The organism is Phreatobacter stygius (genome assembly GCF_005144885.1).
GTDB classification, from domain to species: Bacteria; Pseudomonadota; Alphaproteobacteria; order Rhizobiales; family Phreatobacteraceae; genus Phreatobacter; species Phreatobacter stygius.
This window is the reverse complement of sequence record NZ_CP039690.1, coordinates 7011025-7034308: the sequence shown is the minus strand read 5'-3', so window position 1 is coordinate 7034308 and position 23284 is coordinate 7011025. Positions and strand designations below refer to the sequence as shown.

The following is a 23284-nucleotide window of genomic DNA, read 5'->3' as shown; positions in this document are numbered from 1 at the left end:
CCTTCAGATGGCGAAGACTAGCTCCATCGAGAAGAACAACCGCCGCCGCGCCCTGGTTGCGCGCGATGCCAAGAAGCGCGCCGCGCTGAAGGACGTCGTGATGAACCAGTCGCTCCCGATCGAGGAGCGTTTCGCTGCGACTGTGAAGCTTGCGAGCCTGCCGCGCAACGGCGCCAAGGTCCGCATCAAGAACCGCTGCGAAGTGACCGGTCGTCCCCGGGCGTTTTATCGCAAACTTGGCATGAGCCGCGTGGCTCTGCGTGAACTCGGCAACAAGGGGCTCGTTCCGGGCCTCGTGAAGTCGAGCTGGTGAGAGGAGGGGACAAATGGCTCTCAACGATCCGCTCGGCGATATGCTGACCCGCATCCGCAACGCGCAGATGCGCCGCAAGAACCGCGTTTCGACGCCGGGTTCGAAGCTGCGTGCTCGCGTCCTCGAAGTGCTCAAGTCGGAAGGCTATATCCGTGACTATCTGACGGTGACGCATCCGAATGGCCGCTCCGAGTTCGAAATCGAGCTCAAATATTTCGACGGCGAGCCGGTGATCCGTCGGATCGCCCGCGTCTCGAAGCCGGGCCGCCGGGTCTATGCCGGCGTCGGCAACACGCCGCGCGTGTCCAACGGTCTCGGCATCACGATCATTTCGACCCCGAAGGGCGTGATGGCCGACCATGAGGCACGCGACCAGAACGTGGGCGGGGAGGTGCTCTGCACGGTCTTCTGACCGGCGGAGCGCTCTCAGGACGAGGACGATTTCCAATGTCTCGTATCGGTAAGAAACCGGTCGCCGTGCCCGCGGGTGTCAATGCCCAGGTCGCCGGCCAGACCGTCAAGGTCAAGGGTCCGAAGGGTGAACTCGCGTTCACCTGCCCGGAGGACGTCATCGTGGCTCTTGAGGGCGATGCCCTCAAGGTCACGCCGCGCGACCAGACCAAGCGCGCGCGCTCCATGTGGGGCATGTCGCGGACCCGCGTGTCGAACCTGTTCGTCGGCGTGACCAAGGGCTTCGAAAAGAAGCTCGAGATCACCGGCGTCGGTTACAAGGCGGCGGCCCAGGGCAAGGTTCTTAACCTCTCCCTTGGATATAGCCACGACATCAACTACCCGGTGCCGAACGGCATCACCATCACGACGCCGAAGCCGACCGAAATTCTGGTCGTCGGCATCGACAAGCAGCAGGTCGGACAGGTCGCCGCCGAGATCCGCGATTTCCGCGGTCCGGAGCCCTACAAGGGCAAGGGCGTCAAGTACGAAGGCGAGTTCATCTTCCGCAAGGAAGGCAAGAAGAAGTGATGGCAACAGCCCCGCTCGCGGGGCTGATCCATCGAAGAGGAGCCGATCATGGCCAATACGAAGGATGCAACGGAGCGTCGTAAGGCGCGTGTCCGCCGTGCACTGCGCGCGGCGGCAAATGGGCGTCCGCGGCTTAGCGTGTTCCGGTCGTCGAAGCATATCTATGCTCAAGTCATCGACGACCTGAAGGGCGTGACCGTCGCGAGTGCCTCCTCGCTCGAGAAGGATATGAAGTCTTCGCTGAAGACCGGTGCGGATGTTGCCGCGGCAAGTGCCGTCGGCAAGCTCCTGGCCGAGCGTGCGGTGAAGGCCGGCGTCACCGAGGTCGTGTTCGACCGCGGCGCCTATCACTATCACGGGCGTGTCAAGTCACTCGCCGAAGGCGCCCGCGAGGGCGGCCTGAGCTTCTAAGCGAACACGGGCGGTTTTCCGCCGAAAGGACAAATCATGGCTCGTGAACGTGAACGGGACCGCGAGGAGCGGGACAGCGAATTCACTGACAAGCTGGTGCACATCAACCGCGTGTCGAAGACGGTGAAGGGCGGCAAGCGTTTCGGCTTCGCAGCACTCGTCGTGGTCGGCGATCAGAAGGGCCGGGTCGGCTTCGGCCATGGCAAGGCGCGCGAAGTGCCGGAAGCGATCCGCAAGGCGACCGAAGCGGCCAAGCGCGGTTTCATCCGCGTGGCGCTGCGCGAAGGCCGGACCCTGCATCATGACGTCAACGGTCGCCACGGCGCCGGCAAGGTGATCCTGCGGGCGGCTCCGGCCGGTACCGGCATCATCGCCGGCGGCCCGATGCGCGCCGTCTTCGAGACGCTCGGCATGGCTGACGTTGTCGCCAAGTCGATGGGCTCGTCGAACCCCTACAACATGGTGCGCGCCACGTTCGACGCGCTCAAGAACCAGGATAGCCCGCGCTCCGTTGCAGCGCGCCGCGGCCTCAAGGTGTCTGCCCTCCAGGGCCGTCGCCGTGAGGAGGGCGAAGGCGACGCGTGAGGATCAGACGATGAGCAAGAAGACCGTCACGTTGGAGCAGATCGGATCAGCCATCCGCCGCGAGGAATCGCAGCAGGCAACCCTGATCGGGCTCAAGCTGAACAAACTGCACCGCCGTTCCACGCTGGAGGATACTCCGGCCGTACGCGGCATGATCGCGAAGGTGGCTCACCTCGTGAAAGTGGTCGAGGGCTGAGACGATGAAACTCATCGACTTGAAGGACAATGACGGGGCCGTAAAGCGCAAGATGCGCATCGGCCGCGGCATCGGTTCGGGTAAGGGCAAGACCGGCGGCCGTGGCGTCAAGGGTCAGAAGTCCCGCTCGGGCGTCGCGATCAACGGCTTCGAGGGCGGCCAGATGCCGCTGCATCGGCGCCTGCCGAAACGTGGCTTCACCAACATCTTCCGGCTCGATTTCGTCGAGGTGACGCTCGCGCGTCTCCAGCGCGCCATCGATTCGGGCAAGCTGAAGGCCGGCGCCATCGACGCGGCTGGCCTGGTTGCCGCCGGCGTCGTCCGGCGCTCGCGTGACGGCATCCGGGTGATCGCCACCGGCGAGATCAAGGCTGCGGTGCAGCTGACGGTCCACGGCGCGTCGTCGGGCGCGGTCGCCGCGGTCGAGAAGGCCGGCGGATCGATCACCCTCGTGAAGCCGAAGGCCGTGGCCGCGGCCTGACCGGCTGCCACCTGCGCCTGAACGACATAAGCGGAAGGGGTCGGTTCGCAAGGACCGGCCCCTTTTCGTCTGCGACGACAAGGCGCCCGAGAATTCGGGTACCGGTCCTTCCGGGGACTGGCGCTGGCGGCTTCAGGCCGCTAAGTGAGTGCAACCTCTGACGGGCGCGGCCTTGGCCAGCCCCTCGACCATTTGCATCGGAGCCACCATGGCATCGGCAGCGGAACAATTGGCAGCCAATCTGAATTTCGGCGCCCTGGCCAAGGCCGAGGACCTGAAGAAACGGATCTGGTTCACGCTCGGCGCCTTGCTGGTCTACCGGGTCGGCACCTATATCCCGCTGCCGGGAATCGATCCGGAAGCGCTGCGCCAGATCTTCACGTCGTCGCAGGGCGGCGTCTTGGCCATGTTCAACGTGTTCGCCGGCGGCGCGGTCGGCCGCATGGCGATCTTCGCCTTGAACATCATGCCTTATATCTCCGCCTCGATCATCATCCAGCTACTGACCGCCGTCGTTCCTGAGCTCGAAAAGCTCAAGAAGGAAGGCGAGATGGGCCGCAAGCAGCTGAACCAATATACCCGCTACCTGACGGTGGTGCTGGCGCTGTTCCAGTCCTGGGGCATTTCGGCCGGCCTGCAGTCGTCGGGCACGATCGTCGCCAATCCCGGCCTGTTCTTCATGGTCACCACGGTGATCACGCTGACCGGCGGCACCATGTTCATGATGTGGCTCGGCGAGCAGATCACCCAGCGCGGCATCGGCAACGGCATCTCGCTGATCATCTTCGCCGGCATCGTCGCGGAACTGCCGAGCGTGCTGGCCCAGGCCTTCGAGCTCGGCCGCCAGGGCGTGCTGTCGACGCCGCTGCTGCTCGGCCTTCTGGTGCTGATCGTCGTCACCGTGGGCGTGATCGTGTTCTGCGAGCGGGCCCAGCGCCGGCTGTTGATCCAGTATCCGAAGCGCCAGGTCGGTAACAAGGTGTTCGAGGGCAATTCCTCGCACCTGCCGCTGAAGCTCAACACCGCCGGCGTGATTCCGCCGATCTTCGCCTCGTCGCTGCTGCTGCTGCCGACCACCGCGCTGTCGTTCCAGACCAATCCGGCGGAATGGCTGCGGCTGACCGCGCAGCTGCTCGGCCATGGCCAGCCGCTGTTCCTGGCGCTCTATCTGCTGCTGATCGTGTTCTTCTGCTTCTTCTACACGGCGATCGTGTTCAACCCGCAGGAGACCGCCGACAACCTGCGCAAATATGGCGGGTTCATCCCGGGCATCCGTCCGGGCGAAAAGACCGCCAGCTATATCGACTATGTGCTGACCCGCATCACGGTGATCGGCGCCGGCTATATCGCCCTGGTCTGCCTCATTCCGGAATTGATGATCGCGCAGCTCGGCCAGAGCTTCTATCTGCTCGGCGGCACGTCGCTCCTGATCGTCGTCACCGTCACCATGGATACGGTCGCCCAGGTGCAGGGCTATCTGCTGGCTCACCAGTACGAGGGGCTGGTGAAGAAATCGCAATTGCGGGGGAAGCGTCGATGAAACTCATACTGCTCGGGCCTCCCGGAGCGGGGAAGGGGACCCAAGCACAGCGACTGGTCGACAAGCACGGCATCGTGCAGCTGTCGACCGGTGACATGCTGCGGGCGGCGGTGAAGGCCGGTTCGCCGGTCGGGATGAAGGCCAAGGACGTGATGGCGCGCGGTGAACTCGTCTCCGACGAGATCGTGGTCGGCATCATCGAAGATCGCATCGCCGAGCCGGATTGCGTCAACGGCTTCATTCTCGACGGCTTTCCGCGCACGGTCGCCCAGGCCGAGGCGCTGGACGCCATGCTCGGCCGGCACGGCCTGAAGCTCGACGCGGTCATCGAGCTGAAGGTCGACGAGGACATCCTGATTCAGCGGATCGAGACGCGCGTCGCCGAGATGAAGGCGCGCGGCGAGGCGATCCGCCCCGACGACAATGCGGCGGCCCTGCACAAGCGGCTCGAGGCCTACCGCGCCCAGACCGCTCCGGTCGCCGGCTATTACGCGTCGAAGGGCGCCTTGCACTCGGTTGACGGCATGGCGCCGATCGATCAGGTGACCAGCGACGTCGCCGCGATCCTGGAAGCCTGAAGCCGCTGGCGGATTTGGGTTGACGAACGGGCGCTTAGCGGCTATGTCGCACGCCTCGTTCGATTGACGGAAGACGGCTCCGTTTGCGTGAGCAGGCGGCGCCTTTTTCATTTGTCGAACACCCATGCAGAGGCCGGCCTCCACCGGCGCATGGTTTTTCTGAACCGCCGCGCTCAGGCGTGGCCGACATGGAGACGAGAGATGGCTCGTATAGCGGGTGTCAATATCCCGACGAACAAGCGCACCGTGATCGCGCTTCAGTACATTCACGGCATCGGCGCCAAGTTCGCCGGCGAGATCTGCGAAAAGGTCAAGATCCCGGCCGAGCGTCGCGTCAATCAGCTGACCGACCAGGAAGTGCTGCAGATCCGCGAAGTGATCGACCGCGACTATATGGTCGAAGGCGATCTGCGTCGCGAAGTGTCGATGAATATCAAGCGCCTGATGGACCTCGGCTGCTATCGCGGCCTGCGTCACCGCAAGGGCCTGCCGGTCCGCGGCCAGCGCACGCACACCAATGCCCGCACCCGCAAGGGGCCTTCCAAGGCGATCGCCGGCAAGAAGAAGTAACAATCCGGCCGGGACGGCTTCGCCGCTCCCGGCTCGATTTTCCCGAGCGCCTGGCATCACGGGCGCGCCTGAAGGACAAGGAAGAGAACTATGGCCAAGGAAGCCAATCGCGTCCGCCGTCGCGAGCGCAAGAACATCGCCTCCGGCGTCTGCCACGTGAACGCGTCGTTCAACAACACGATGATCACGATCACCGACGCGCAGGGCAATACCATTGCCTGGTCGTCGGCCGGCACCATGGGTTTCAAGGGCTCGCGCAAGTCGACCCCCTATGCGGCGCAGGTCGCCGCCGAGGACGCCGCCCGCAAGGCCACCGAGCACGGCATGCGCACGGTCGAAGTCGAGGTTTCCGGTCCGGGTTCGGGCCGCGAATCGGCGCTTCGCGCCCTGCAGGCCGCCGGCTTCACCGTCACCTCGATCCGTGACGTGACGCCGATCCCGCACAACGGCTGCCGCCCGCGCAAGCGCCGTCGCGTCTAAATCCATCTCGTCTCGCAATCGCCGGCGCGCCCTGCAGCCGTCGGTGGTTCCATGCCCCTTAACCAGGGGAACCGGGCGTCAAGGTCCTGCAGGGGACGAGACAGCTGCCCGATATCAGCGAAGGTGATCCTGTGATCCAGAAGAACTGGCAAGAACTGATCAAGCCGGAAAAGCTCCAGATTGTCGGGGGTGACGATGCCAAGCGCTTCGCCACCGCGACGGCGGAGCCGCTCGAGCGTGGCTTCGGCGTGACGCTCGGCAATGCGCTCCGGCGCATCCTGATGTCGTCGCTCCAGGGCGCCGCCGTGTCGGCGGTGCAGATCGACGGCGTTCTGCACGAGTTCTCGTCGATTGCCGGCGTGCGTGAAGACGTCACCGACATCATCCTGAACATCAAAGACATCGCCATCAAGATGCAGGGCGACGGACCGAAGCGCATGGTTCTGCGCAAGGACGGCCCGGGCACCGTGGTGGCCGGCGATATCCAGACGGTCGGCGACGTGGTGGTGCTGAACCCCGAGCTGGTGATCTGCACCCTCGACGAGGGCGCGGCGATCCGCATGGAGTTCACCGTCAACACCGGCAAGGGCTACGTGCCCGCCGAGAAGAACCGCGCCGAGGATGCGCCGATCGGTCTGATCCCGGTCGACAGCCTCTACTCGCCGGTCAAGAAGGTGTCCTACCAGGTCTCGCCGACCCGCGAAGGCCAGGTGCTCGACTACGACAAGCTGACGCTGACGGTGGAAACCAACGGCTCGGTGACGCCGGATGACGCGATCGCCTATGCGGCGCGCATCCTGCAGGACCAGCTCGAAATCTTCGTGAACTTCGAGGAGCCGCGCAAGGAAGTCGTCCAGGAGCAGATCCCGGATCTCGCCTTCAACCCGGCGCTCTTGAAGAAGGTCGACGAGCTGGAACTGTCGGTCCGCTCGGCCAACTGCCTGAAGAACGACAACATCGTCTATATCGGCGACCTGATCCAGAAGACCGAGGCGGAAATGCTCCGCACTCCGAACTTCGGCCGCAAGTCGCTGAACGAAATCAAGGAAGTGCTTGCCCAGATGGGCCTTCATCTCGGTATGGAGGTTTCGGGTTGGCCGCCGGAGAATATCGAAGAGCTGGCCAAGCGCTTCGAGGACCATTACTGATCACACTCCCGCCGACCGTGAGGTCCGCGGGTCATCGGAGGACATGGGATGCGCCACGGCAAAGCCCACCGCAAATTCAACCGGACGGCCGAACATCGCAAGGCGATGTTCGCCAATATGTGCGCCGCGCTCATCAAGCACGAGCAGATCGTCACCACGCTGCCGAAGGCGAAGGACCTGCGTCCGATCGTCGAGAAGCTCGTGACGCTCGGCAAGCGGGGTGACCTGCATGCCCGTCGCCAGGCGATCTCGCAGCTGCGCGACGAGACCATGGTCAAGAAGCTGTTCGACGTGCTCGGACCGCGCTACCAGGCGCGCCAGGGTGGCTATACCCGCGTGCTGAAGGCCGGGTTCCGCTACGGCGACAATGCGCCGGTGGCGGTCATCGAGTTCGTCGACCGCGACGTCAACGCCAAGGGCCAGGACTCCGGTCCGGTGCAGGCGAAGGCGACCGAGAGCGAGCAGGCCGCGGCCTGATCGACGGCGCGTCTTAAGGAAAGTGAGGCTCGCGCTCAGGCGCGGGCTGGTACAGGGCGGCCTTCGGGTCGCCCTTTTTCTTTCGGGGCGGTAGTTTGGGGCTGTGATGGGGCGGCTCGTACTTGGCGTTTGGCATCGCGGTCTTTCATGCAAGATGCGAAGGCTATGGCTGGGTGGGCGCGGAGCGGCCAAGCTGGCTCGCCAGCAATTCGATCGCCAGGCCGGCCGCCAGGATGCCGCCGGCTGCGGCGAAGACCAGTTCGTGGCTGCCGGTGGTGGCAAGCAGGGCGGTGAAGCCATAGGCGCCGAGCGTCTGCAGCACCGCGAACAGGATGGTCTGGAGCGCCCAGGCCTCGGTATGGGCACCGGCGCCGACGATTTCGCGGGTCCGGCCGGCGGTGAGCGAGCCGAGCCCGATCATCAGGCCGCCGCAGAGCATGCCGGAGAGCATCAAAAGCGCAAAATTGCTGGTCAGCGCCGGCAGCGCCGCGCCGACCGCCATCAGCGCCACGACGATGCGTAGCGCCGCGGCATAACCGAAGCGGTCGGCGGCGACGCCGGCCACCAGCGGAGCGGCAACGGCGGTGGCACCCGAGGCGATCCAGATCCAGCCACCGGCCGCCAGGCCGTAGCCGAGATCGCGGGCGACATGGTCGACGAAGAACAGGGTGTGCGGGACATAACCGATGGAGGCCCCGCCATAGGCCGCGGCGAGGCCAAGGAACGGTGCCGACCTGCGCCAGGCGACCGAAGCCGCGGCGGCCGAGGCTTGCGGCGCTTCCGGCGGCGGCGAGCGGGGCAGGAGGATCATCATGACGCTGCTGGCAAGTGTCAGCACGGCGGCAAGGCCGAGCCAGGCGCCGGCCGGGCCGGAGCCGGCGAGCAGTGGCACGGCAATGCCCGAGAGGACGAAGCCGATGCCGACACCGGCAAAGGTGATGCCGCCGGCGCGGCCGCGGTGGCTGGGCGCGACCACGCTGGCAATGACCGGTGGCACGACGATCATGAAGATGCCGCCGGTCATGCCGGACACGGCGCGCAGTCCGATGAAGGCCCATTCGGGCAAGGGCACCGCCGACAGCGCGAAGGCGAGCACCGACAACACCGCGGCGACCAGCGCCGCGCGGCGCAGGCCGAGCCATCGGGCGAAGCCGATGGCGCTGACCGCACCGACGACATAACCGGCGAGATTGAAGGCGCCGGCGAGCCGGAGCGCCGTCGGGCTGGCCCAGCCGGCCTCGACCATGACCGGAATCAGCGGCGGATAGCCGAAACGGCCGAGCCCGACACCAACAAGCATGCCGCAAAAGCCGGCGAGCGCGGGGCCGAGGAGGCGGCGGGACGGCGCGCTGGTCATGACATCGGTCATGGGCCTGTCCCGAAGGGGGGAGGCGTCGCCGTCACAGCACCCGCTCGACCGCGACGCCGCGGCAGTCCATCTCATATTCGAGGCCGATCACCGGCGGCCGGTTGAAGTGCCAGGTCAGGCCGGCCCGGGCGGCGCCGCGCTTGACGATTTCATCGGCCAGGAACGGATGGATGTCGTGGACGCAATAGACCTGAGTGCCCGTGGTGTCGGCCCAGCCATGGCCGAGGGCGGCCATGCGGCTTTCCATCTCGTCCAGCACGAAGGCGGCCTTGTCGCGCAGCGCCTCGGCGCCGGTTTCCTGGTAGCGCACGATGCGCTCGGCATAAGGGGCATTGCCGCCGCGCGCTTCGGCACCGCCTGAAATCACGAAGGAGGGGGCGCCGGCATCGCCTTCGGCGACGAAGGAAAAGGCGTGGAACGACGGCTCGGCCGGCGGCGCCAGCTCGGGACAGACATTGGAGCGGGCGACCGGGTTGGTTTTTCCGTCATAAAGGCCCCAGTCGCGGAGCGTCTCGACATAGACCTCGTTGAACGAGCGGAAGCCCTGATCGGAGAACGGTGCCGGCGAGCGCAGCTCGCAGGCACAAAACGCGGTCAGCGGCCGGCCGGCGGCGCGGATGATCGCGGCGATCTGCTGGAAGCCCTCCTTGAGCGGCACCGGCGCGCGAAAGGTCACGCGTTCGACGTGGTAGCCGGGATGGGCGGCGGCCCCGGCCGAATATTGGAACACGCTCGGGATGAAACGGTAATTGCCGGCTGCGAAATCCGTTGATGTCATGGCGCCTGGATCTTTCGGTCTCTTGAACGTTCCTCGATGGCGCGAGCGTCGCGGCTCGGCTGCCGCCGGTCAACCGACGCCAACGCATTCGACCACTGCTCCGGATCGGTGCCGGACAAGCGCTGGAACGTCACCGCTTCTCTTCCGGGCGGCGGTCGTGGGCGCTATATCTGTGCCATGACCAAGCTTGCTCCCATTGCCCTCGCCACCGCTTTTGTCTCGATCCTCGGGCTTGCCGCCCCGCCGGCCTTCGGCCAGGCCGCGCCAAGGCAGGCGCCGGTCACCCGCGCCGAGGTCCAGCTGTCCTTCGCCCCGGTGGTCCGGCGCGCCGCGCCCGCCGTCGTCAACGTCTATGGCGCGCGCGTCGAACAGGTGCGCAATCCGTTCTTCGAGGATCCGATCTTCCGCCGCTTCTTCGGCGATCGCGGCGGCGGTTCCGGCCCGCGCCGCGAAGAGGTCGCCCGGTCGCTGGGGTCCGGCGTGATCGCCGACGCCTCCGGCCTGGTGATCACCAACAATCACGTCATCGACGGCATGACCGAGGTGAAGATCGCCTTCGCCGACCGGCGCGAGTTCGAGGTCGAGATCCTGCTGCGCGACCCGCGCACCGATCTCGCCGTGCTGAAGATCAAGGAGCCGCCGCGCGATCTGGCCGTGCTCGCCCTCGGCGATTCCGACGGGCTCGAGGTCGGCGACCTGGTGCTGGCCATCGGCAATCCCTTCGGCGTCGGCCAGACGGTCACCCAGGGCATCGTCTCGGCGCTGGCGCGCACCCAGGTCGGCGTGTCCGATTACCAGTCCTTCGTGCAGACCGATGCCGCGATCAATCCGGGCAATTCCGGCGGCGCGCTGGTCGACATGGCCGGCCGGCTGGTCGGCATCAACACGGCGATCTTCTCGCGCTCCGGCGGCAGCCACGGCATCGGTTTCGCCATTCCGACCGCCATGGTGCGGCTGGTGCTCGATTCGGCCCGCAACGGCAGCCAGGTGGTGCGCCGGCCGTGGTTCGGCGCGACCCTGCAGCCGGTCACCGCCGAACTGGTCGAGAGCCTTGGCCTGACGCGGCCGGCCGGCGCGCTGATCGTCAGCACGGTGGCCAATTCACCTGCGGCCAGAGCCGGCCTGAAACCCGGCGACCTGGTCACCGCCGTCGACGGCCAGGCGGTCGATGAGCCCGACAGTTTCGGTTATCGCTTCGGCATTCGTCCGCTCGGCGGCGCGGCCAGCCTGACGATCACCCGCGAGCGCCGCTCGATGACCGTGTCGGTGCCGCTGGAGCGCGCGCCGGAAGGCCCGCGCGATGCCGAGAAGATGACCGGCCCGTCGCCGTTCCAGGGCGCGACGGTGGCCACCCTGTCGCCCGCGCTGGCCGAAGAGGTTCGTGTGCCGCACCGCTCCGAGGGCGTGGTGGTGACGATCGTCGAGCCGGGTTCGCCGGCCCAGCAGATCGGCCTCAGGCCGGGCGACGTCGTGCTCGGCGTCAATGGCGCCGAGATCAAGACGCCGCGCGAGCTGCAGCAGGCGACCGCCCAGCGCGCCAGGCTCTGGCGTTTCCAGATCGACCGGCAGGGCCAGGTGATCAATTCGATGACGGGCGGTTGAGGTGGACCTGTTCGAGGCCGCCGGACCGGATCCGAAGGCGCCGCGCCCGCTCGCCGACCGGTTGAGGCCGAAGACGCTGGCCGAGGTCGCGGGACAGGACCACCTGACCGGTCCGGACGGCGCCCTGACCCGGCTGTTGCGCACGCGCTCGCTCGGCTCGCTGATCTTCTGGGGGCCGCCGGGCACCGGCAAGACCACGGTCGCGCGGCTGCTGGCGGGCGAGACGGATCTCGCCTTCGAGCAGATCTCGGCGATCTTCACCGGTGTCGCCGACCTGAAGAAAGTGTTCGAACAAGCGCGCTCGCGGCGCATCCAGGGCCGGGGCACGCTGCTCTTCGTCGACGAGATCCATCGCTTCAACCGGTCGCAGCAGGACGCTTTCCTGCCTGTCGTCGAGGACGGCACGGTGACGCTGGTCGGCGCGACCACCGAAAATCCGTCCTTCGAGCTGAACGCCGCGTTGCTGTCGCGGGCGCGTGTGCTGACCTTCAAGGCGCTCGACGAGCAGGCGCTGGAGAAGCTCCTCAAGCGCGCCGAGGCCGAAGAGGACCGGCCGCTGCCGCTCGATGACGATGCCCGCGCGGCGCTGGTCAGGATGGCCGATGGCGACGGCCGGGCGGTGCTGACGTTGGCCGAAGAGGTCTGGCGTGCTGCCGCGCCGGACGAGGTGTTCGATACCGCCGGCCTGTCGGAGGTGGTGCAGCGGCGCGCGCCGATCTACGACAAGGCGCAGGAAGGCCACTACAACCTGATCTCGGCCTTGCATAAGACGGTGCGCGGCTCGGACCCGGACGCGGCGCTCTATTATCTCGCGCGCATGCTGGATGCCGGCGAGAACCCGCTGTTCATTGCCCGCCGCGTGGTGCGCATGGCGGTCGAGGATATTGGCCTGGCCGACCCGCAGGCGCTGGTCGTCGCCAATGCCGCCAAGGATGCCTATGATTTTCTCGGCAGTCCCGAGGGCGAGCTGGCGCTGGCCAATGCGGTCATCTATGTGGCGACCGCGCCGAAGTCGAATGCCGCCTACATGGCCTGGAAAGCCGCCTCGCAGCTGGCCAAGGAGCGCGGCAGCGTGATGCCGCCGAAAACCATCCTGAACGCGCCGACCAAGCTGATGAAGACCGAGGGTTACGGCGACGGTTACCGCTACGACCATGACGAGCCGGATGCCTTTTCCGGCCAGAACTATTGGCCCGAGGCGATCGGTCGCCAGACCCTCTACGAGCCGGTCGAGCGCGGTTTCGAGCGCGAGATCCGCAAGCGCATGGAATGGTGGGACAAGCTCCGCCGCGAGCGCGGATGAGCCTGGATGCCTCACGCGGGATCAATGGCCGCCGAATACGAGGGTCTTGATCGGAAACGCCAGCGCCTGCAAGCGGAGGATCATGGCGTGGACGATCCCGACAGCATCGATGGCGTGCAGGGCGACACGTCTTGTCGTGCCGATGTTGCCTGAGGCGATCAAGTCATGATTGCTGGTATAGGCATTGGCGATACAGCTGCTGCCGGGCGTCACGCCGTCGAGCCCGCCGGCATAGAGGGGTTCGAGAAAGGTCAGGATGGTTCCTGGCCGGACCGCCTGCTGAGCCTCGACCAGTTGCTCGCCGCCGCGGATCTGGCCGGCGGCGATGAAATCCTGCACCCCCACCACCACCATGGGAATGATCGTCCAGGGCTTCGATGCACACGCCACCTCGGCGGTCATGCCGACTTTTATGACCTGCGCTTCGATCTGCCCGAAGCCGGCCTGCAGGCCTCGCCGCCCGGCTTCCTCGGGAATCAGAATTCCCGCGGGCCGCATGAACGGGTTCACGATGTCGCCGACCCGCAGCGTGAACTGCTCGACGCGGCCGGTGACACCTGCCCGGATGACCGTCTTGTCCAATTCCACCTGGGCCTGGGCGAGGGCAGCTTCGGCGCTTGCCCTTTCGGCCGGGAGAAGCGTGGAGATCCGGACCTGGGCAGCTTCTTTCGCGGCAGTGGCGGACGATAGCGCGGCCTCGCGACCGGCCAGGGTGTTCTCCAGCCTCTCGATCTCGCGGGCCGCGACGGTCGCCTCGTTGCGTCGCCTCAGTTCCTGCTTCGTCCGCAATTCATCCTGTGCTTGCTCAAGGGCGCTCCTGGCCTCCTGGATCTTGCCTTCGTCGGCCAGGAGTTCGGCCCGCGCGACGACCACGCCTGCTTCGACCTCGGTGATCTTGCGCCGGGCCGCCTCCACGGCCGCCTCCTGCTTCGTGCTGTCCAGGCGGAAGATCGGTGCCCCTTTTGCAATACGATCACTGAAGCCGACATAGATCTCCGCGACACGTCCGTTCGTCTCCGGCACGATCGCGACAGTCCGAAAGTACAATGTGGCGCTGGTCGTCGACGGATGATTGTAGAAGATGACCGTTATCAGTGCCACGGTAAGCATGAAACACGTAACGATACCCCACCGTAACTCGAACCATACCGAAAAGAAGGTGATTTCTTTGCCGAACCGCTTTCCTTGTACGTATCGGCGAAAAAGATAGTCGGGAAGTATCGTCACCAAGGAGCAGACGAGGATCTCAAGCATGGCTCAACACCTCGGGTTTGACCGTGGTGACGTTGGTCTCGGCCGGCGAATCCGTCGGGCCGTCGTCCGGTGAGGCCGGGGCGATCGCTTCTTCGGGCACCCGGTCGGCGCCCGTGCCGGGTGCCATATGGGCAATCTTCTCCAGCGCGCCCGCCATCCTGCCGAACATTCCCGAGAAGTCGGGAATGTCGATCAATGCGAGCAGCAAGCCGATCACCCAGAACAGGTGAATGTGGGTAAAGAGGGCGAGAAGGCCCAACACGGCGACGATCTCGAACTGCAGCTTGTGTGCCCTGTGCGCCATACGCTCGGGCAAGGTGTGTAGTCGCAGAAAGAGCAAACCGATCGCCAGCACGGCCACGACCAAGAGCACTGCCATCGCCACCATGAGATAATCGGTCTCATTGGGAGCGGTGATGAAGGCCGGCAGATGATGCGAAGCAGCAGGGTGAGGCGATGCGGTCATGACAACACTCCTGGCGCAAGAGCCAAGTCGCTCGCTGTATTGAGCGGCGCAAAATCTGCCGCCGTCAATCAGGTGTTTTCTTGTACGGACAAGGGGGGTGATTGGACCGGGAACGCCGGTCCTGGCCGGAGCCGAAACCCAACTGAGGCGTCACTTGCCGATCGCGCGGGGTGACTATGGCGCCGTGGCGCTCTATGTGAAGGGTTTGGTGATCCTGTCGATGGCGGCTTTCGCGTCCGGGCTCGCCCCTGTGAGGAGTTTCGCATGAAGGGCAAGGGAGGACGGCCGCCGGGCTCCGGCAGCGGCAGGCCGCCGCGCAAGGGGCCGCCGCGTCCGGCCGGTTCGCGTCCAGCCACATCTCGCCCGGGCGCCTCGCGTCCAGGGGCTCCGCGGTTCGCCGAGCAGCGGTCCGCACCGGAGCGCAAGCGGCCGTTTGGTGCCGGTGCTGCCGAGCGGCCGGAGCGTCAGGGCGCCGAGGATCGCCGGCCGCCGCGCGGCCGCAGGCCGGAGGCCGAGGAGAGCGAATCGCGCTCGTTCGACGGCTCGCCGCGGCGCCGGCGCGACAGCGACTGGGATGTGCGCGACGAAACCGGCTGGGCGCCGGAAGCCGATCTGGATATTGCCGGCATCGAGGAGCCGCGCCGTCCGGTGCATGGCAGGCCCGAAAGACGCGACGAACCGCGCCGGGATGAACCACGCCGCGACGAACCACGCCGCGAGAGCCGCGGCGGCCGCGGGGCCGCATCGCCAGGCAGTCGCGACGACGAAGGACGGCGTCCGCCGCCGCGTGCGTCGCGCGACGAGCGCGCGCCCGCGCCGCCGCCGGCCGGCCCGACCAAGGCCGAGATGAAGGCCGCCGCCACCGAGACGCTGCAGACCGGGGTCCAGACGCTCGCCATCACCGCCGACGAGGACGGCATGCGGGTCGACCGGTTCCTGGCCGCGCGCTTTCCGCAGCTGTCGTTCAGCTATATCCAGCGCATCGTCCGCAAGGGTGAACTGCGGGTCAACGGCAAGCGTGTCGAGACCAAGGACCGGCTGGAAGAGGGCCAGGCGGTGCGCGTGCCGCCGCTGAAACTCGAGCAGGCCCGGCCGATGACCGCCAAGGTCGGCGAGGACATCAAGGGCTTTCTCACCTCGATCACGCTCTACGAGGACAATGACGTGCTGGTCTTCGCCAAGCCGGCGGGGCTCGCCGTGCAGGGCGGTTCGGGCACCAAGAAACATCTCGACGGTATGCTGGCCGTGCTGACCGACGAGGACGGCCAGCGTCCGCGGCTGGTGCACCGGCTGGACAAGGACACGTCGGGCTGCATCCTGGTCGCCAAGAGCCGTTTCGCCGCCGCCGCGCTCGCCAAGACGTTCCGCACCCGCTCGGCGCGCAAGATCTATTGGGCCGTGGTCGCCGGCGTGCCGAAGCCCCGGCAAGGCCGGGTCTCGACCTTCCTGGCCAAGGAAGAGCGCGAGGACGAAAGCCGCATGCGGCTCGCCAAGCATGGCGAGAAGGGCGCGAGCCACGCGGTCAGCTATTATGCCGTGATCGACACCATGGCGCAGAAACTGTCCTGGCTGTCGATGAAACCGGTCACCGGCCGGACCCATCAGCTGCGCGTCCACGCCGCCGAGATCGGCAATCCGATCATTGGCGATCCCAAATATTTCGACGTGGAGAACTGGGAGATCCCGGGCGGCGTGCAGCACAAGCTGCACCTGCATGCCCGCCGGCTGGTGGTGCCGCATCCGCGTGGCAAGGGCACGATCGACGTCTCGGCGCCGCTGCCGCCCCATATGCAGCAGACCTTCAATCTGCTCGGCTGGGACGTGTCGCATTACGATCCGATCGTCGAAGCCCCGGAAGAGTGAGGCCATGTCCTTGACCACGGTCATCTACATCACCACGGCGGTGCTCGCCGTCGTTCTGGTGCTGATCGTGATGGTGACGCGCCGGGTGATCCGCACGGTGCCGGGCGGCGGTGCCGACGCGCGGGCGGTGGCTCAGCTCGCCGGCGAGATCAAGCGCGCCAATGATCTGGCCGAGCAGCGCATCGATGCCTTGGAAAAGCGCGTCGATGCGCTGGAACATGGCGGATCGGTGCCGCGCACCGGCTGAACCGCGGGTTCAGCGCCGGTTCAGGCGGCCTGGCCGAGCCTCGGTCGCTCACCGAGGGATGCTCCATGAAACGCTTCATGAAACGCTTCACCAAACATTTGGCGGTCAAGCGCCTGGCGATGATCGCCGCATCCGTTCTTGTGTCGGCCGGCCCGCTCACGGCCCAGCCCATGCCTGACGGCCGGGGGCCGGATCCCGAGCGCCGGGCTGCCCGCATGGAATGCCGGCAGGACGCGCGGGCCCGGGGTGTCTTCGGCCCGGAGCTGCGCGATGCGGTCAGGGCCTGCATGCGGGCCCGCTTTCCCGAACTCGCCGGCCGCGGCGGCAATCCCGAACTGCGGGCCGAACGCATGGCTTGCCGCCAGGAGGCGCGATCGCGCGGCGCGCGCGGCCCGGAGGTGCGCGCGGCCGTGCTGGAATGCCTGCGCGCCCGCCGGCCGGATCTCGCCCGCATCGTCGAATGCCGCCGGGGCGCCCGCGCCCAGGGCCTGATCCCGCGTACGCCGGAATTCCGCGCCACGGTCCAGGCCTGCCGGCGCGGCGCTTGACAAGGGGGGCGCCGAGGCCTGAAAGCGCTCCGGGCCTGATCTCCCGGAGCATCTATCCTTGAAGCTTGTCATTTTCGACTGCGACGGCACGCTCGTCGACAGCCAGCATATGATCGTTGCGGCGATGAACGGCGCCTTTGCCGCGCTCGACCGGCCGGCACCGACGCGCGAGGCGACCCTGTCGATCGTCGGCCTGTCGCTGCACGAAGCTTTCGTGCGGCTGACGCGCGCCGACGACAGCGACATTCCCGCGCTGATCGAAGCCTATAAGAACGCCTTCCACGACCTGCGTGCCGATGCGAGCCATACCGAACCGCTCTACGAGGGCGCGCTCGCGGTGGTCGAGGCGCTCGCCGGCGACAGCGACGTGGTGCTCGGCATCGCCACCGGCAAGTCGCAGCGCGGCGTCCGGCTGGTGCTCGGCCATCACGGTATTTTCCAGCATTTCGCCACCATCCAGACCGCCGATGACGCGCCGTCCAAGCCGCATCCGGCGATGATCGAGCAGGCCATGGCCGCGGTCGGCGCCACGCCCGCGGCGACCGTCATGATCGGCGATACGACATTCGACATCGACATGGCGCAGGCCGCCGGGGTGACCCCGATCGGCGTCGCCTGGGGTTATCATCCGGTCGAGGCGCTGAAAGGCGCCGGCGCCCGGGTGGTGCTCGACCGTTTCGCCGAATTGCCGGCGGCGCTTGCGCAAATCTGGCATCCGGCCGGGCAGGGTGGTAAGGCGAGGCCATGACCCGCTCAGTGTTCGACGACTGGTTCGCCAAGGGCATGGATCCGGCGGCCTATGATCCGACCGCCGCCGCCCGGCTGTCGATGAAAACCCAGTTGCCCAAGCGCTTTTATGCCGAGGCCGGCGTCGGCGAGGCTGACGGCGCGTTCCGGCTTCTGCTCGACGGCCGCTCGGCCAAGACGCCGTCGCGCCATCCGCTCGCCGTCCCAACCCGGCGCCTGGCCGAGGCGGTGGCCGCCGAGTGGGCCGCGCAAAGGCAAGTCATCGACCCCGCGACCATGCCGCTGACGCGCATCGTCAACGCCATTATCGAAGGGGTCGTGCCGGATCCGGCGCCGGTCGCCGACGATATCGTGCGCTATTCGGCCTCCGACCTCCTGTGTTATCGCGCCGCCACGCCGGCAAGCCTGGTTGCGCGTCACGCCGCCGCCTGGGATCCGGTGCTGGCCTGGGCGCGCGACGCGCTCGGCGCCCGTTTCATCCTGTCCGAGGGCATCGTGCATGTGACCCAGCCGGAGCGCGCGCTCGCCGCGCTCAGGGCGGCGCTGCCCGATGACGCCTGGCGGCTCGGCGCCATGCATGTGGTGACGACGCTGACCGGCTCGGCGCTGCTTGCCGTGGCGCTGCAGATGGGCCGCCTGACGCCGGCCGAGGTCTGGTCGGCGGCGCATGTCGACGAGGATTTCCAGACCGAACTCTGGGGCCATGACGAAGACGCCGCCGAGCGGCGGCGGGCGCGCGAACGCGAGATGATGGCAGCGGCAACGGTGCTCGCCTCGCTGTGACATCGGCATGAAACGTGGCGGTCGTTGATGCAGCCATGCCGAGGCCCCGCCCAAGGTGCCGCGCCAGGGAGGCTCCCGACCGTGAGAGTGACACTCGATCTCGCCAAGCTGCTCGAGGACGGCCGGATCACCCCGGCCGAATTCGACCGGCTGAAGGGGTATGCCACCGAAGGCGCGGGGTCGGCCGCGATCAATATCCTGATCGGCTTCGGTGTGGTGGCGGTTGCGCTCGGTGCCATTGGCCTGGTGCCGGAGCCGGCCACGGCGATCGTCATCGGCGCCGTCATGGCGGCGGCCGGGCTCGGCTTCATCCTGTCCGGCAGCGGCGCCTGGGGCCTTCTCGCCAATATCGGCCTCGTTGCCGGCGCGCTGCTCGCCACCGGCGGGCTGGTCTTCGCCACCAAGGGCTCCGCCACCACCCTGCTGGCGGTGACGATCGTGCTGGCCGGGGTCGCGGTCGTCGCCCGCTCGGGCCTGCTGATCGGGCTTGCCGTGCTCACCCTTTCGGCAACCGTTGGCGCCCGCACCGGTTATGCCCACGCCTCCTATTTCCTCGGCATCGAGCGGCCGCTGCTCACCGTCCTGGTGTTTTCTGCGCTCGCGATCGCGGCCTACCAGGCCTCGAAGCGGCTCGCCGCCGATCAGGCGCGGCTCGCCATCATCGCGGCGCGAACCTCGCTGCTGCTGGTCAATTTCGGCTTCTGGGTGGGTTCGCTCTGGGGCGACCGGCTGCGCTGGCTCGGCGGTGACCCCTCCGGCGGAAGCCTGGTCGGCGTGCCCGCCTGGACCTTCACCATCGCCTGGGCCGTCGCGATCATCGGCACCGGCGCCTGGGCCGCGCGCAGCGGGCGCTCCTGGGTCCTTGGCCTCGCGGCGGTCTTCGGCGCGATCCATTTCTATACCCAGTGGTTCGAGCGGCTCGGGCCCAACCCGCTGTCGATCCTGGTCGCGGGTGTCGTCACGCTGGCGCTGGCGGTCGGCATCTGGCGATACAACAGGTCGGGCACCTCTGCTGGTTGACGTTACGGCATGGGCGCCGCATCCGACCTCTGACCCTGCCGGTGGCTCCTGGGCCTTGGTTAAGGACAGGTCGAACGCGGGGAATCTATCGACTTTCCCGGATGGCAATGGTTGGATACCGACTCAGGGACAACCGGGGGGATATGAATGTCCGATCCGATTGACGACCGAGTCGGCAGGCTCGAACAGGCCGTCAGACTCCTCAATGAAGCCATCGGCCGGCAACAGGTCATCTTGACCGGCATGAATTCCGGCATGAACGGCGCCCTGAATGCCAGCGAAAAGACCCTCACCAACCTGGTCATCGGCGTGGTTCGTGCCGTGGCCTATGCGCTCGACGAGCTCTGCACGGAGAAGGCCGCGGACCGCGACAGGCTGATTCTCGCGCTCGAGCAGAAGCTGGCCGAGACCCGGCCGCAGATGCCGCGGCCAGCCATCGACCAGGCGCTGGCGACCATCGTCGCGGTGCTGCGCGGCGGCTGCGAGCAGCCCTTGGCACAGGTCGAGCAAGCGCCGGCGGCGTGAGCGCCGGCGACAGGCCGCGCGCCCGGCCGGTCCGGGCAGGTGACGCGGCGTGCGCCGCGCGCCGTCGCGGCAAAGCTCCCAGATGACCGATGTTCGCGCGGCCGCCACATCCCCCGTCCGTCCGATTGGCCGGCTTATTGCTGGCATGCTATCGCAAGCGACTGGTCTCAACCCCTCGGAGGGGGGCGCTTAGCCCCTTGGTGCGCATGAAGGACGTTCTGGAAAGGCTCGAAGAGCGGCGGGCCGAGGCCCGACTCGGCGGTGGCCAGAAGCGCATCGACGCGCAGCATGCCAAGGGCAAGCTGACCGCCCGCGAGCGCGTCGAACTGCTGCTCGACCGTGGCTCCTTCGAGGAGTTCGACATGTTCGTGCAGCATCGCTGCGCGGATTTCGGCATGGAGAAGTCGCATATCCCCGGCGACGGCGTGATCACCGGCTGGGGCACGGTCAATGGCCGTACCGTGTTCGTCTTCTCCAAGGACTTCACGGTGTTCGGCGGCTCGCTGTCGGGCGCCCACGCCGCCAAGATCACCAAGGTCCAGGACATGGCGCTGAAGGCGCGCGCGCCGGTCATCGGCCTGTTCGATGCCGGCGGCGCACGAATCCAGGAAGGTGTCGATGCGCTCGGGGGTTACGGCGAAGTCTTCAGGCGAAATGTCATCGCGTCCGGAGTGATTCCGCAGATCTCGCTGATCATGGGGCCCTGCGCCGGCGGCGATGTCTATTCGCCGGCCATGACCGACTTCATCTTCATGGTGAAGGATACCAGCTACATGTTCGTCACCGGCCCGGATGTGGTGAAGACGGTGACCAACGAGATCGTCACCTCGGAAGAGCTCGGCGGCGCCTCCATCCATGCGGTGAAATCATCGGTCGCCGATGGCGCCTATGAGAACGATGTCGAGGCGCTGCTGCAGATGCGCCGGCTGATCGACTTCCTGCCCGCCAACAATACCGAGGGCGCGCCGGAACTGCCGTCCTTCGACACGCCTGATCGGATCGACCTGTCGCTCGACACCCTGGTGCCGGACAATCCGAACAAGCCCTACGACATGAAGGAACTGATCTCGAAAATGGTCGACGAGGGCGACTTCTTCGAGATCCAGGCCAAGTTTGCCCAGAATATCATCACCGGTTTCGGCCGGCTCGAGGGCCGCAGCGTCGGCATCGTCGCCAATCAGCCCATGGTGCTGGCCGGCGTGCTCGATTCTGACGCCAGCCGGAAAGCCGCCCGTTTCGTCCGCTTCTGCGACGCCTTCTCGATCCCGATCGTCACCTTTGTCGACGTGCCCGGCTTCCTGCCCGGCACCGCCCAGGAATATGGCGGCCTGATCAAACACGGCGCCAAGCTCCTGTTCGCTTATGCCCAGGCCACCGTGCCGCTGGTCACCGTCATCACCCGCAAGGCCTTTGGCGGCGCCTATGACGTGATGGCGTCCAAACATATTGGCGGCGACGTCAACTATGCCTGGCCGAGCGCGCAGGTCGCCGTGATGGGCGCCAAGGGCGCCGTCGAGATCATCTTCCGTGCCGACATGAACGACACGGCCAAGATCGCCGCGCGCACCAAGGAATATGAGGAGCGGTTCCTGTCGCCTTTCGTCGCCGCCGAGCGTGGTTATATCGACGAGGTGATCATGCCGCACTCGACCCGCCGGCGCGTGGCGCGGGCGCTGGCCCTGCTGCGGCACAAGGCCAGCGAGATTCCGTGGAAGAAACACGACAACATTCCGCTGTGAGACATCCGGACCAACGGTCCGCTTGCGTCGGGCCGACGTACTACCGAGGATGGCTGGCACCGCTTAGATCAAGTGAAGCGGTACACGCAGCGGAGGTCGTGCCATGTCGATCAAGACAGTTCTCCTCGCTCTTGTCGCCGGTGACGGTGAGCGCCCGAGCGGCGCCATCAATTACGCGATCTCGCTGGCCGCCGACCACAAGGCCCATCTCTCGGTGGTGGTCGGCGCCATCAAGGTGCCGGTGGTGGTCTATTCCGGCGTCGCCGAGGTGCAGGCGATCGTCACCGACGACAACGACTTCCGCGGCCGGGATGCCGACGAACTCGCCGAATCGATCGGCCGGAGTGCGCAGATCAACGGCGTGGCGGCGGCGGTCGAAGTGGTCAGCGACGCGATCGATCCCTTGTTCAGCCGGATCGGCAAGCGCGCCCGCCTGCATGACCTGGCGATCTGCGGCCGTCCCCGGACCGCCGATATCTGGTCGACCGAACTCGCCGAGACGCTGCTCCTGTCCAGTGGGCGGCCGGTCATCGTGGTGCCCGACGGCTTCGATCCCGAGCGGGCGTCCAACACCGTGATCGTGGCCTGGGACGGTTCGGCGGTGGCAGCCCGCGCGGTTGGCGGCGCCACGCCGTTCATCGACCGGGCAGGGCAGGTGGAGATCGTATCGGTGCTTGGCGACAGGCATGCCGAGGACCGGATCGCCGGCGCGGCGCTGGCGCCGATGCTGGCCCATCACGGCGTCAAGGTGTCGGTGACCGATCTGCCCTATACGCGCGGCACCGGCAAGGCGATCGCCGACCACGCGGCGAGCGTCCGCGCCCAGATGGTGGTGATGGGCGGTTATGCCCATTCGCGGCTGCGGCAAATGGTGCTCGGCGGCACCACGACGACCATGCTGCAATATTCGTCGGTGCCGGTGCTGATGTCGCACTGACGGGGTTTCAGGATTTCGTTGGTCCTGATGTCGTTGACGAGCCAGCCCGACAGCTTGGGCTTGGGCGCTCCACCGTCGATCGGGACATGCGCTGGCCGGGTCTGCAACGACCAGCCAGGCGCCAAACCTCACCTGGCCTCGTCAAAGAGTTGCATCAAAGCCGCAACGCCGCCGTTTTCGACCTCCGGACGCGCCCGAGGACTCCATTTCGAACCGATGATTTGCTATCGCTGGGGGCGAAGAGCGTTTGGCGCATCGAGGTCAGCTTTGCCTAAGTAAATACCGGTCTCAATCCCGTTTCACCCGTACTGCCGGATAGCAACACGCTGCCGGCGTATGACCA

28 protein-coding genes are annotated in these 23284 nt (G+C 66.8%); 24 read left to right on the top strand and 4 right to left on the bottom strand.

The features are described 5' to 3' along the window. Positions 1-7 precede the first annotated feature (7 nt). The 13 genes from rpsN to rplQ all read left to right on the top strand — a co-directional run bounded on the left by rpsN (position 8) and on the right by rplQ (position 7760). Positions 8-313, top strand: a complete 306-nt coding sequence (rpsN, locus tag E8M01_RS33255; RefSeq protein WP_136964093.1) for a 30S ribosomal protein S14 — start codon at positions 8-10, stop codon at positions 311-313. 13 nt (positions 314-326) lie between these two features. After that, positions 327-725, top strand: a complete 399-nt coding sequence (rpsH, locus tag E8M01_RS33250) for a 30S ribosomal protein S8 (protein ID WP_136964092.1) — start codon at positions 327-329, stop codon at positions 723-725. A gap of 35 nt (positions 726-760) precedes the next feature. Next, positions 761-1294 carry a 50S ribosomal protein L6 gene (rplF, locus tag E8M01_RS33245; protein WP_136964091.1) on the top strand — a complete coding sequence of 178 codons (534 nt, stop codon included), beginning with the start codon at positions 761-763 and terminating at the stop codon, positions 1292-1294. Positions 1295-1342: 48 nt separating this feature from the next. After that, positions 1343-1705, top strand: a complete 363-nt coding sequence (gene rplR, locus E8M01_RS33240) for a 50S ribosomal protein L18 (RefSeq protein WP_136964090.1) — start codon at positions 1343-1345, stop codon at positions 1703-1705. Between the two features lie 36 nt (positions 1706-1741). After that, positions 1742-2290, top strand: coding sequence for a 30S ribosomal protein S5 (gene rpsE / locus E8M01_RS33235; RefSeq protein WP_136964089.1), 549 nt, complete (start codon positions 1742-1744; stop codon positions 2288-2290). Between the two features lie 10 nt (positions 2291-2300). Then, positions 2301-2486, top strand: a complete 186-nt coding sequence (gene rpmD, locus E8M01_RS33230) for a 50S ribosomal protein L30 (protein WP_136964088.1) — start codon at positions 2301-2303, stop codon at positions 2484-2486. Positions 2487-2490: 4 nt separating this feature from the next. After that, on the top strand, positions 2491-2967 hold the full coding sequence (gene rplO / locus E8M01_RS33225) for a 50S ribosomal protein L15 (RefSeq protein ID WP_136964087.1): 477 nt from the start codon (positions 2491-2493) through the stop codon (positions 2965-2967). 208 nt (positions 2968-3175) lie between these two features. Continuing rightward, positions 3176-4507, top strand: coding sequence for a preprotein translocase subunit SecY (secY, locus tag E8M01_RS33220; protein WP_136964086.1), 1332 nt, complete (start codon positions 3176-3178; stop codon positions 4505-4507). Further along, positions 4504-5085, top strand: coding sequence for an adenylate kinase (locus E8M01_RS33215; protein ID WP_136964085.1), 582 nt, complete (start codon positions 4504-4506; stop codon positions 5083-5085). Before secY ends, E8M01_RS33215 begins: the two co-directional genes overlap by 4 nt. 201 nt (positions 5086-5286) lie before the next feature. Then, complete coding sequence (gene rpsM / locus E8M01_RS33210; protein ID WP_136964084.1) at positions 5287-5655, top strand: 30S ribosomal protein S13; 369 nt, start codon at positions 5287-5289, stop codon at positions 5653-5655. Between the two features lie 90 nt (positions 5656-5745). Beyond that, on the top strand, positions 5746-6135 hold the full coding sequence (gene rpsK / locus E8M01_RS33205; protein ID WP_136964083.1) for a 30S ribosomal protein S11: 390 nt from the start codon (positions 5746-5748) through the stop codon (positions 6133-6135). 131 nt (positions 6136-6266) lie between these two features. After that, the gene (locus E8M01_RS33200) at positions 6267-7283 is read left to right on the top strand and encodes a DNA-directed RNA polymerase subunit alpha (protein ID WP_136964082.1); all 1017 of its coding nucleotides are present in this window, start codon (positions 6267-6269) and stop codon (positions 7281-7283) included. Between the two features lie 48 nt (positions 7284-7331). Then, positions 7332-7760 (top strand): 50S ribosomal protein L17, encoded by a 429-nt coding sequence (gene rplQ / locus E8M01_RS33195; RefSeq protein ID WP_136964081.1) that lies wholly within the window; start codon positions 7332-7334, stop codon positions 7758-7760. Positions 7761-7923: 163 nt separating this feature from the next. Here rplQ and E8M01_RS33190 read toward each other — a convergent pair whose 3' ends face one another. Then, positions 7924-9129, bottom strand: a complete 1206-nt coding sequence (locus E8M01_RS33190; protein WP_170182182.1) for a YbfB/YjiJ family MFS transporter — start codon at positions 9127-9129, stop codon at positions 7924-7926. Positions 9130-9160: 31 nt separating this feature from the next. Further along, positions 9161-9907, bottom strand: a complete 747-nt coding sequence (gene cnbZ / locus E8M01_RS33185) for a 2-amino-5-chloromuconate deaminase CnbZ (RefSeq protein WP_136964079.1) — start codon at positions 9905-9907, stop codon at positions 9161-9163. Positions 9908-10084: 177 nt separating this feature from the next. Here cnbZ and E8M01_RS33180 point away from each other — a divergent pair, with 177 nt between their 5' ends. Both E8M01_RS33180 and E8M01_RS33175 read left to right on the top strand, forming a co-directional pair. Further along, a complete protein-coding gene (locus E8M01_RS33180; protein ID WP_136964078.1) occupies positions 10085-11509 on the top strand; it encodes a DegQ family serine endoprotease in 1425 nt (474 codons plus the stop codon). Between the two features lies 1 nt (position 11510). Next, on the top strand, positions 11511-12812 hold the full coding sequence (locus E8M01_RS33175) for a replication-associated recombination protein A (RefSeq protein ID WP_136964077.1): 1302 nt from the start codon (positions 11511-11513) through the stop codon (positions 12810-12812). 21 nt (positions 12813-12833) lie between these two features. Here E8M01_RS33175 and E8M01_RS33170 read toward each other — a convergent pair whose 3' ends face one another. Further along, on the bottom strand, positions 12834-14066 hold the full coding sequence (locus E8M01_RS33170; protein WP_136964076.1) for an HlyD family secretion protein: 1233 nt from the start codon (positions 14064-14066) through the stop codon (positions 12834-12836). Then, positions 14059-14532, bottom strand: a complete 474-nt coding sequence (locus E8M01_RS33165; protein WP_246088521.1) for a hypothetical protein — start codon at positions 14530-14532, stop codon at positions 14059-14061. The genes E8M01_RS33170 and E8M01_RS33165 overlap by 8 nt, the downstream gene beginning before the upstream one ends. 264 nt (positions 14533-14796) lie before the next feature. Here E8M01_RS33165 and E8M01_RS33160 point away from each other — a divergent pair, with 264 nt between their 5' ends. The 9 genes from E8M01_RS33160 (at position 14797) to E8M01_RS33120 (ending at position 22941) form a co-directional block, all read left to right on the top strand. Next, positions 14797-16395, top strand: coding sequence for an RluA family pseudouridine synthase (locus tag E8M01_RS33160; RefSeq protein WP_136964075.1), 1599 nt, complete (start codon positions 14797-14799; stop codon positions 16393-16395). Positions 16396-16399: 4 nt separating this feature from the next. Next, positions 16400-16642, top strand: coding sequence for a hypothetical protein (locus E8M01_RS33155; RefSeq protein WP_136964074.1), 243 nt, complete (start codon positions 16400-16402; stop codon positions 16640-16642). 65 nt (positions 16643-16707) lie between these two features. Beyond that, positions 16708-17190, top strand: coding sequence for a hypothetical protein (locus E8M01_RS33150; RefSeq protein ID WP_136964073.1), 483 nt, complete (start codon positions 16708-16710; stop codon positions 17188-17190). Positions 17191-17248: 58 nt separating this feature from the next. Next, complete coding sequence (locus E8M01_RS33145) at positions 17249-17938, top strand: HAD-IA family hydrolase (RefSeq protein WP_136964072.1); 690 nt, start codon at positions 17249-17251, stop codon at positions 17936-17938. Further along, the gene (locus E8M01_RS33140; protein ID WP_246088520.1) at positions 17935-18720 is read left to right on the top strand and encodes an ATP12 family chaperone protein; all 786 of its coding nucleotides are present in this window, start codon (positions 17935-17937) and stop codon (positions 18718-18720) included. Before E8M01_RS33145 ends, E8M01_RS33140 begins: the two co-directional genes overlap by 4 nt. A gap of 81 nt (positions 18721-18801) precedes the next feature. Continuing rightward, positions 18802-19740, top strand: coding sequence for a hypothetical protein (locus tag E8M01_RS33135; protein WP_136964071.1), 939 nt, complete (start codon positions 18802-18804; stop codon positions 19738-19740). A gap of 147 nt (positions 19741-19887) precedes the next feature. Continuing rightward, entirely contained in the window at positions 19888-20265 is a 378-nt protein-coding gene (locus E8M01_RS33130; RefSeq protein WP_136964070.1) for a hypothetical protein, read from the top strand. 206 nt (positions 20266-20471) lie between these two features. Further along, on the top strand, positions 20472-22004 hold the full coding sequence (locus tag E8M01_RS33125; RefSeq protein ID WP_136964069.1) for an acyl-CoA carboxylase subunit beta: 1533 nt from the start codon (positions 20472-20474) through the stop codon (positions 22002-22004). Positions 22005-22107: 103 nt separating this feature from the next. Continuing rightward, a complete protein-coding gene (locus E8M01_RS33120; RefSeq protein ID WP_136964068.1) occupies positions 22108-22941 on the top strand; it encodes a universal stress protein in 834 nt (277 codons plus the stop codon). The last annotated feature ends 343 nt before the right edge of the window (positions 22942-23284 follow it).

Coding starts and splice junctions, on each gene's coding strand:
- rpsN (WP_136964093.1), top strand. CDS start 8: ATGGCGAAGACTAGCTCCATCGAGAAGAACAACCGCCGCCGCGCCCTG.
- rpsH (WP_136964092.1), top strand. CDS start 327: ATGGCTCTCAACGATCCGCTCGGCGATATGCTGACCCGCATCCGCAAC.
- rplF (WP_136964091.1), top strand. CDS start 761: ATGTCTCGTATCGGTAAGAAACCGGTCGCCGTGCCCGCGGGTGTCAAT.
- rplR (WP_136964090.1), top strand. CDS start 1,343: ATGGCCAATACGAAGGATGCAACGGAGCGTCGTAAGGCGCGTGTCCGC.
- rpsE (WP_136964089.1), top strand. CDS start 1,742: ATGGCTCGTGAACGTGAACGGGACCGCGAGGAGCGGGACAGCGAATTC.
- rpmD (WP_136964088.1), top strand. CDS start 2,301: ATGAGCAAGAAGACCGTCACGTTGGAGCAGATCGGATCAGCCATCCGC.
- rplO (WP_136964087.1), top strand. CDS start 2,491: ATGAAACTCATCGACTTGAAGGACAATGACGGGGCCGTAAAGCGCAAG.
- secY (WP_136964086.1), top strand. CDS start 3,176: ATGGCATCGGCAGCGGAACAATTGGCAGCCAATCTGAATTTCGGCGCC.
- E8M01_RS33215 (WP_136964085.1), top strand. CDS start 4,504: ATGAAACTCATACTGCTCGGGCCTCCCGGAGCGGGGAAGGGGACCCAA.
- rpsM (WP_136964084.1), top strand. CDS start 5,287: ATGGCTCGTATAGCGGGTGTCAATATCCCGACGAACAAGCGCACCGTG.
- rpsK (WP_136964083.1), top strand. CDS start 5,746: ATGGCCAAGGAAGCCAATCGCGTCCGCCGTCGCGAGCGCAAGAACATC.
- rplQ (WP_136964081.1), top strand. CDS start 7,332: ATGCGCCACGGCAAAGCCCACCGCAAATTCAACCGGACGGCCGAACAT.
- E8M01_RS33190 (WP_170182182.1), bottom strand. CDS start 9,129: ATGACCGATGTCATGACCAGCGCGCCGTCCCGCCGCCTCCTCGGCCCC.
- cnbZ (WP_136964079.1), bottom strand. CDS start 9,907: ATGACATCAACGGATTTCGCAGCCGGCAATTACCGTTTCATCCCGAGC.
- E8M01_RS33180 (WP_136964078.1), top strand. CDS start 10,085: ATGACCAAGCTTGCTCCCATTGCCCTCGCCACCGCTTTTGTCTCGATC.
- E8M01_RS33170 (WP_136964076.1), bottom strand. CDS start 14,066: ATGCTTGAGATCCTCGTCTGCTCCTTGGTGACGATACTTCCCGACTAT.
- E8M01_RS33165 (WP_246088521.1), bottom strand. CDS start 14,532: ATGACCGCATCGCCTCACCCTGCTGCTTCGCATCATCTGCCGGCCTTC.
- E8M01_RS33160 (WP_136964075.1), top strand. CDS start 14,797: ATGAAGGGCAAGGGAGGACGGCCGCCGGGCTCCGGCAGCGGCAGGCCG.
- E8M01_RS33155 (WP_136964074.1), top strand. CDS start 16,400: ATGTCCTTGACCACGGTCATCTACATCACCACGGCGGTGCTCGCCGTC.
- E8M01_RS33150 (WP_136964073.1), top strand. CDS start 16,708: ATGAAACGCTTCATGAAACGCTTCACCAAACATTTGGCGGTCAAGCGC.
- E8M01_RS33140 (WP_246088520.1), top strand. CDS start 17,935: ATGACCCGCTCAGTGTTCGACGACTGGTTCGCCAAGGGCATGGATCCG.
- E8M01_RS33130 (WP_136964070.1), top strand. CDS start 19,888: ATGTCCGATCCGATTGACGACCGAGTCGGCAGGCTCGAACAGGCCGTC.
- E8M01_RS33125 (WP_136964069.1), top strand. CDS start 20,472: ATGAAGGACGTTCTGGAAAGGCTCGAAGAGCGGCGGGCCGAGGCCCGA.
- E8M01_RS33120 (WP_136964068.1), top strand. CDS start 22,108: ATGTCGATCAAGACAGTTCTCCTCGCTCTTGTCGCCGGTGACGGTGAG.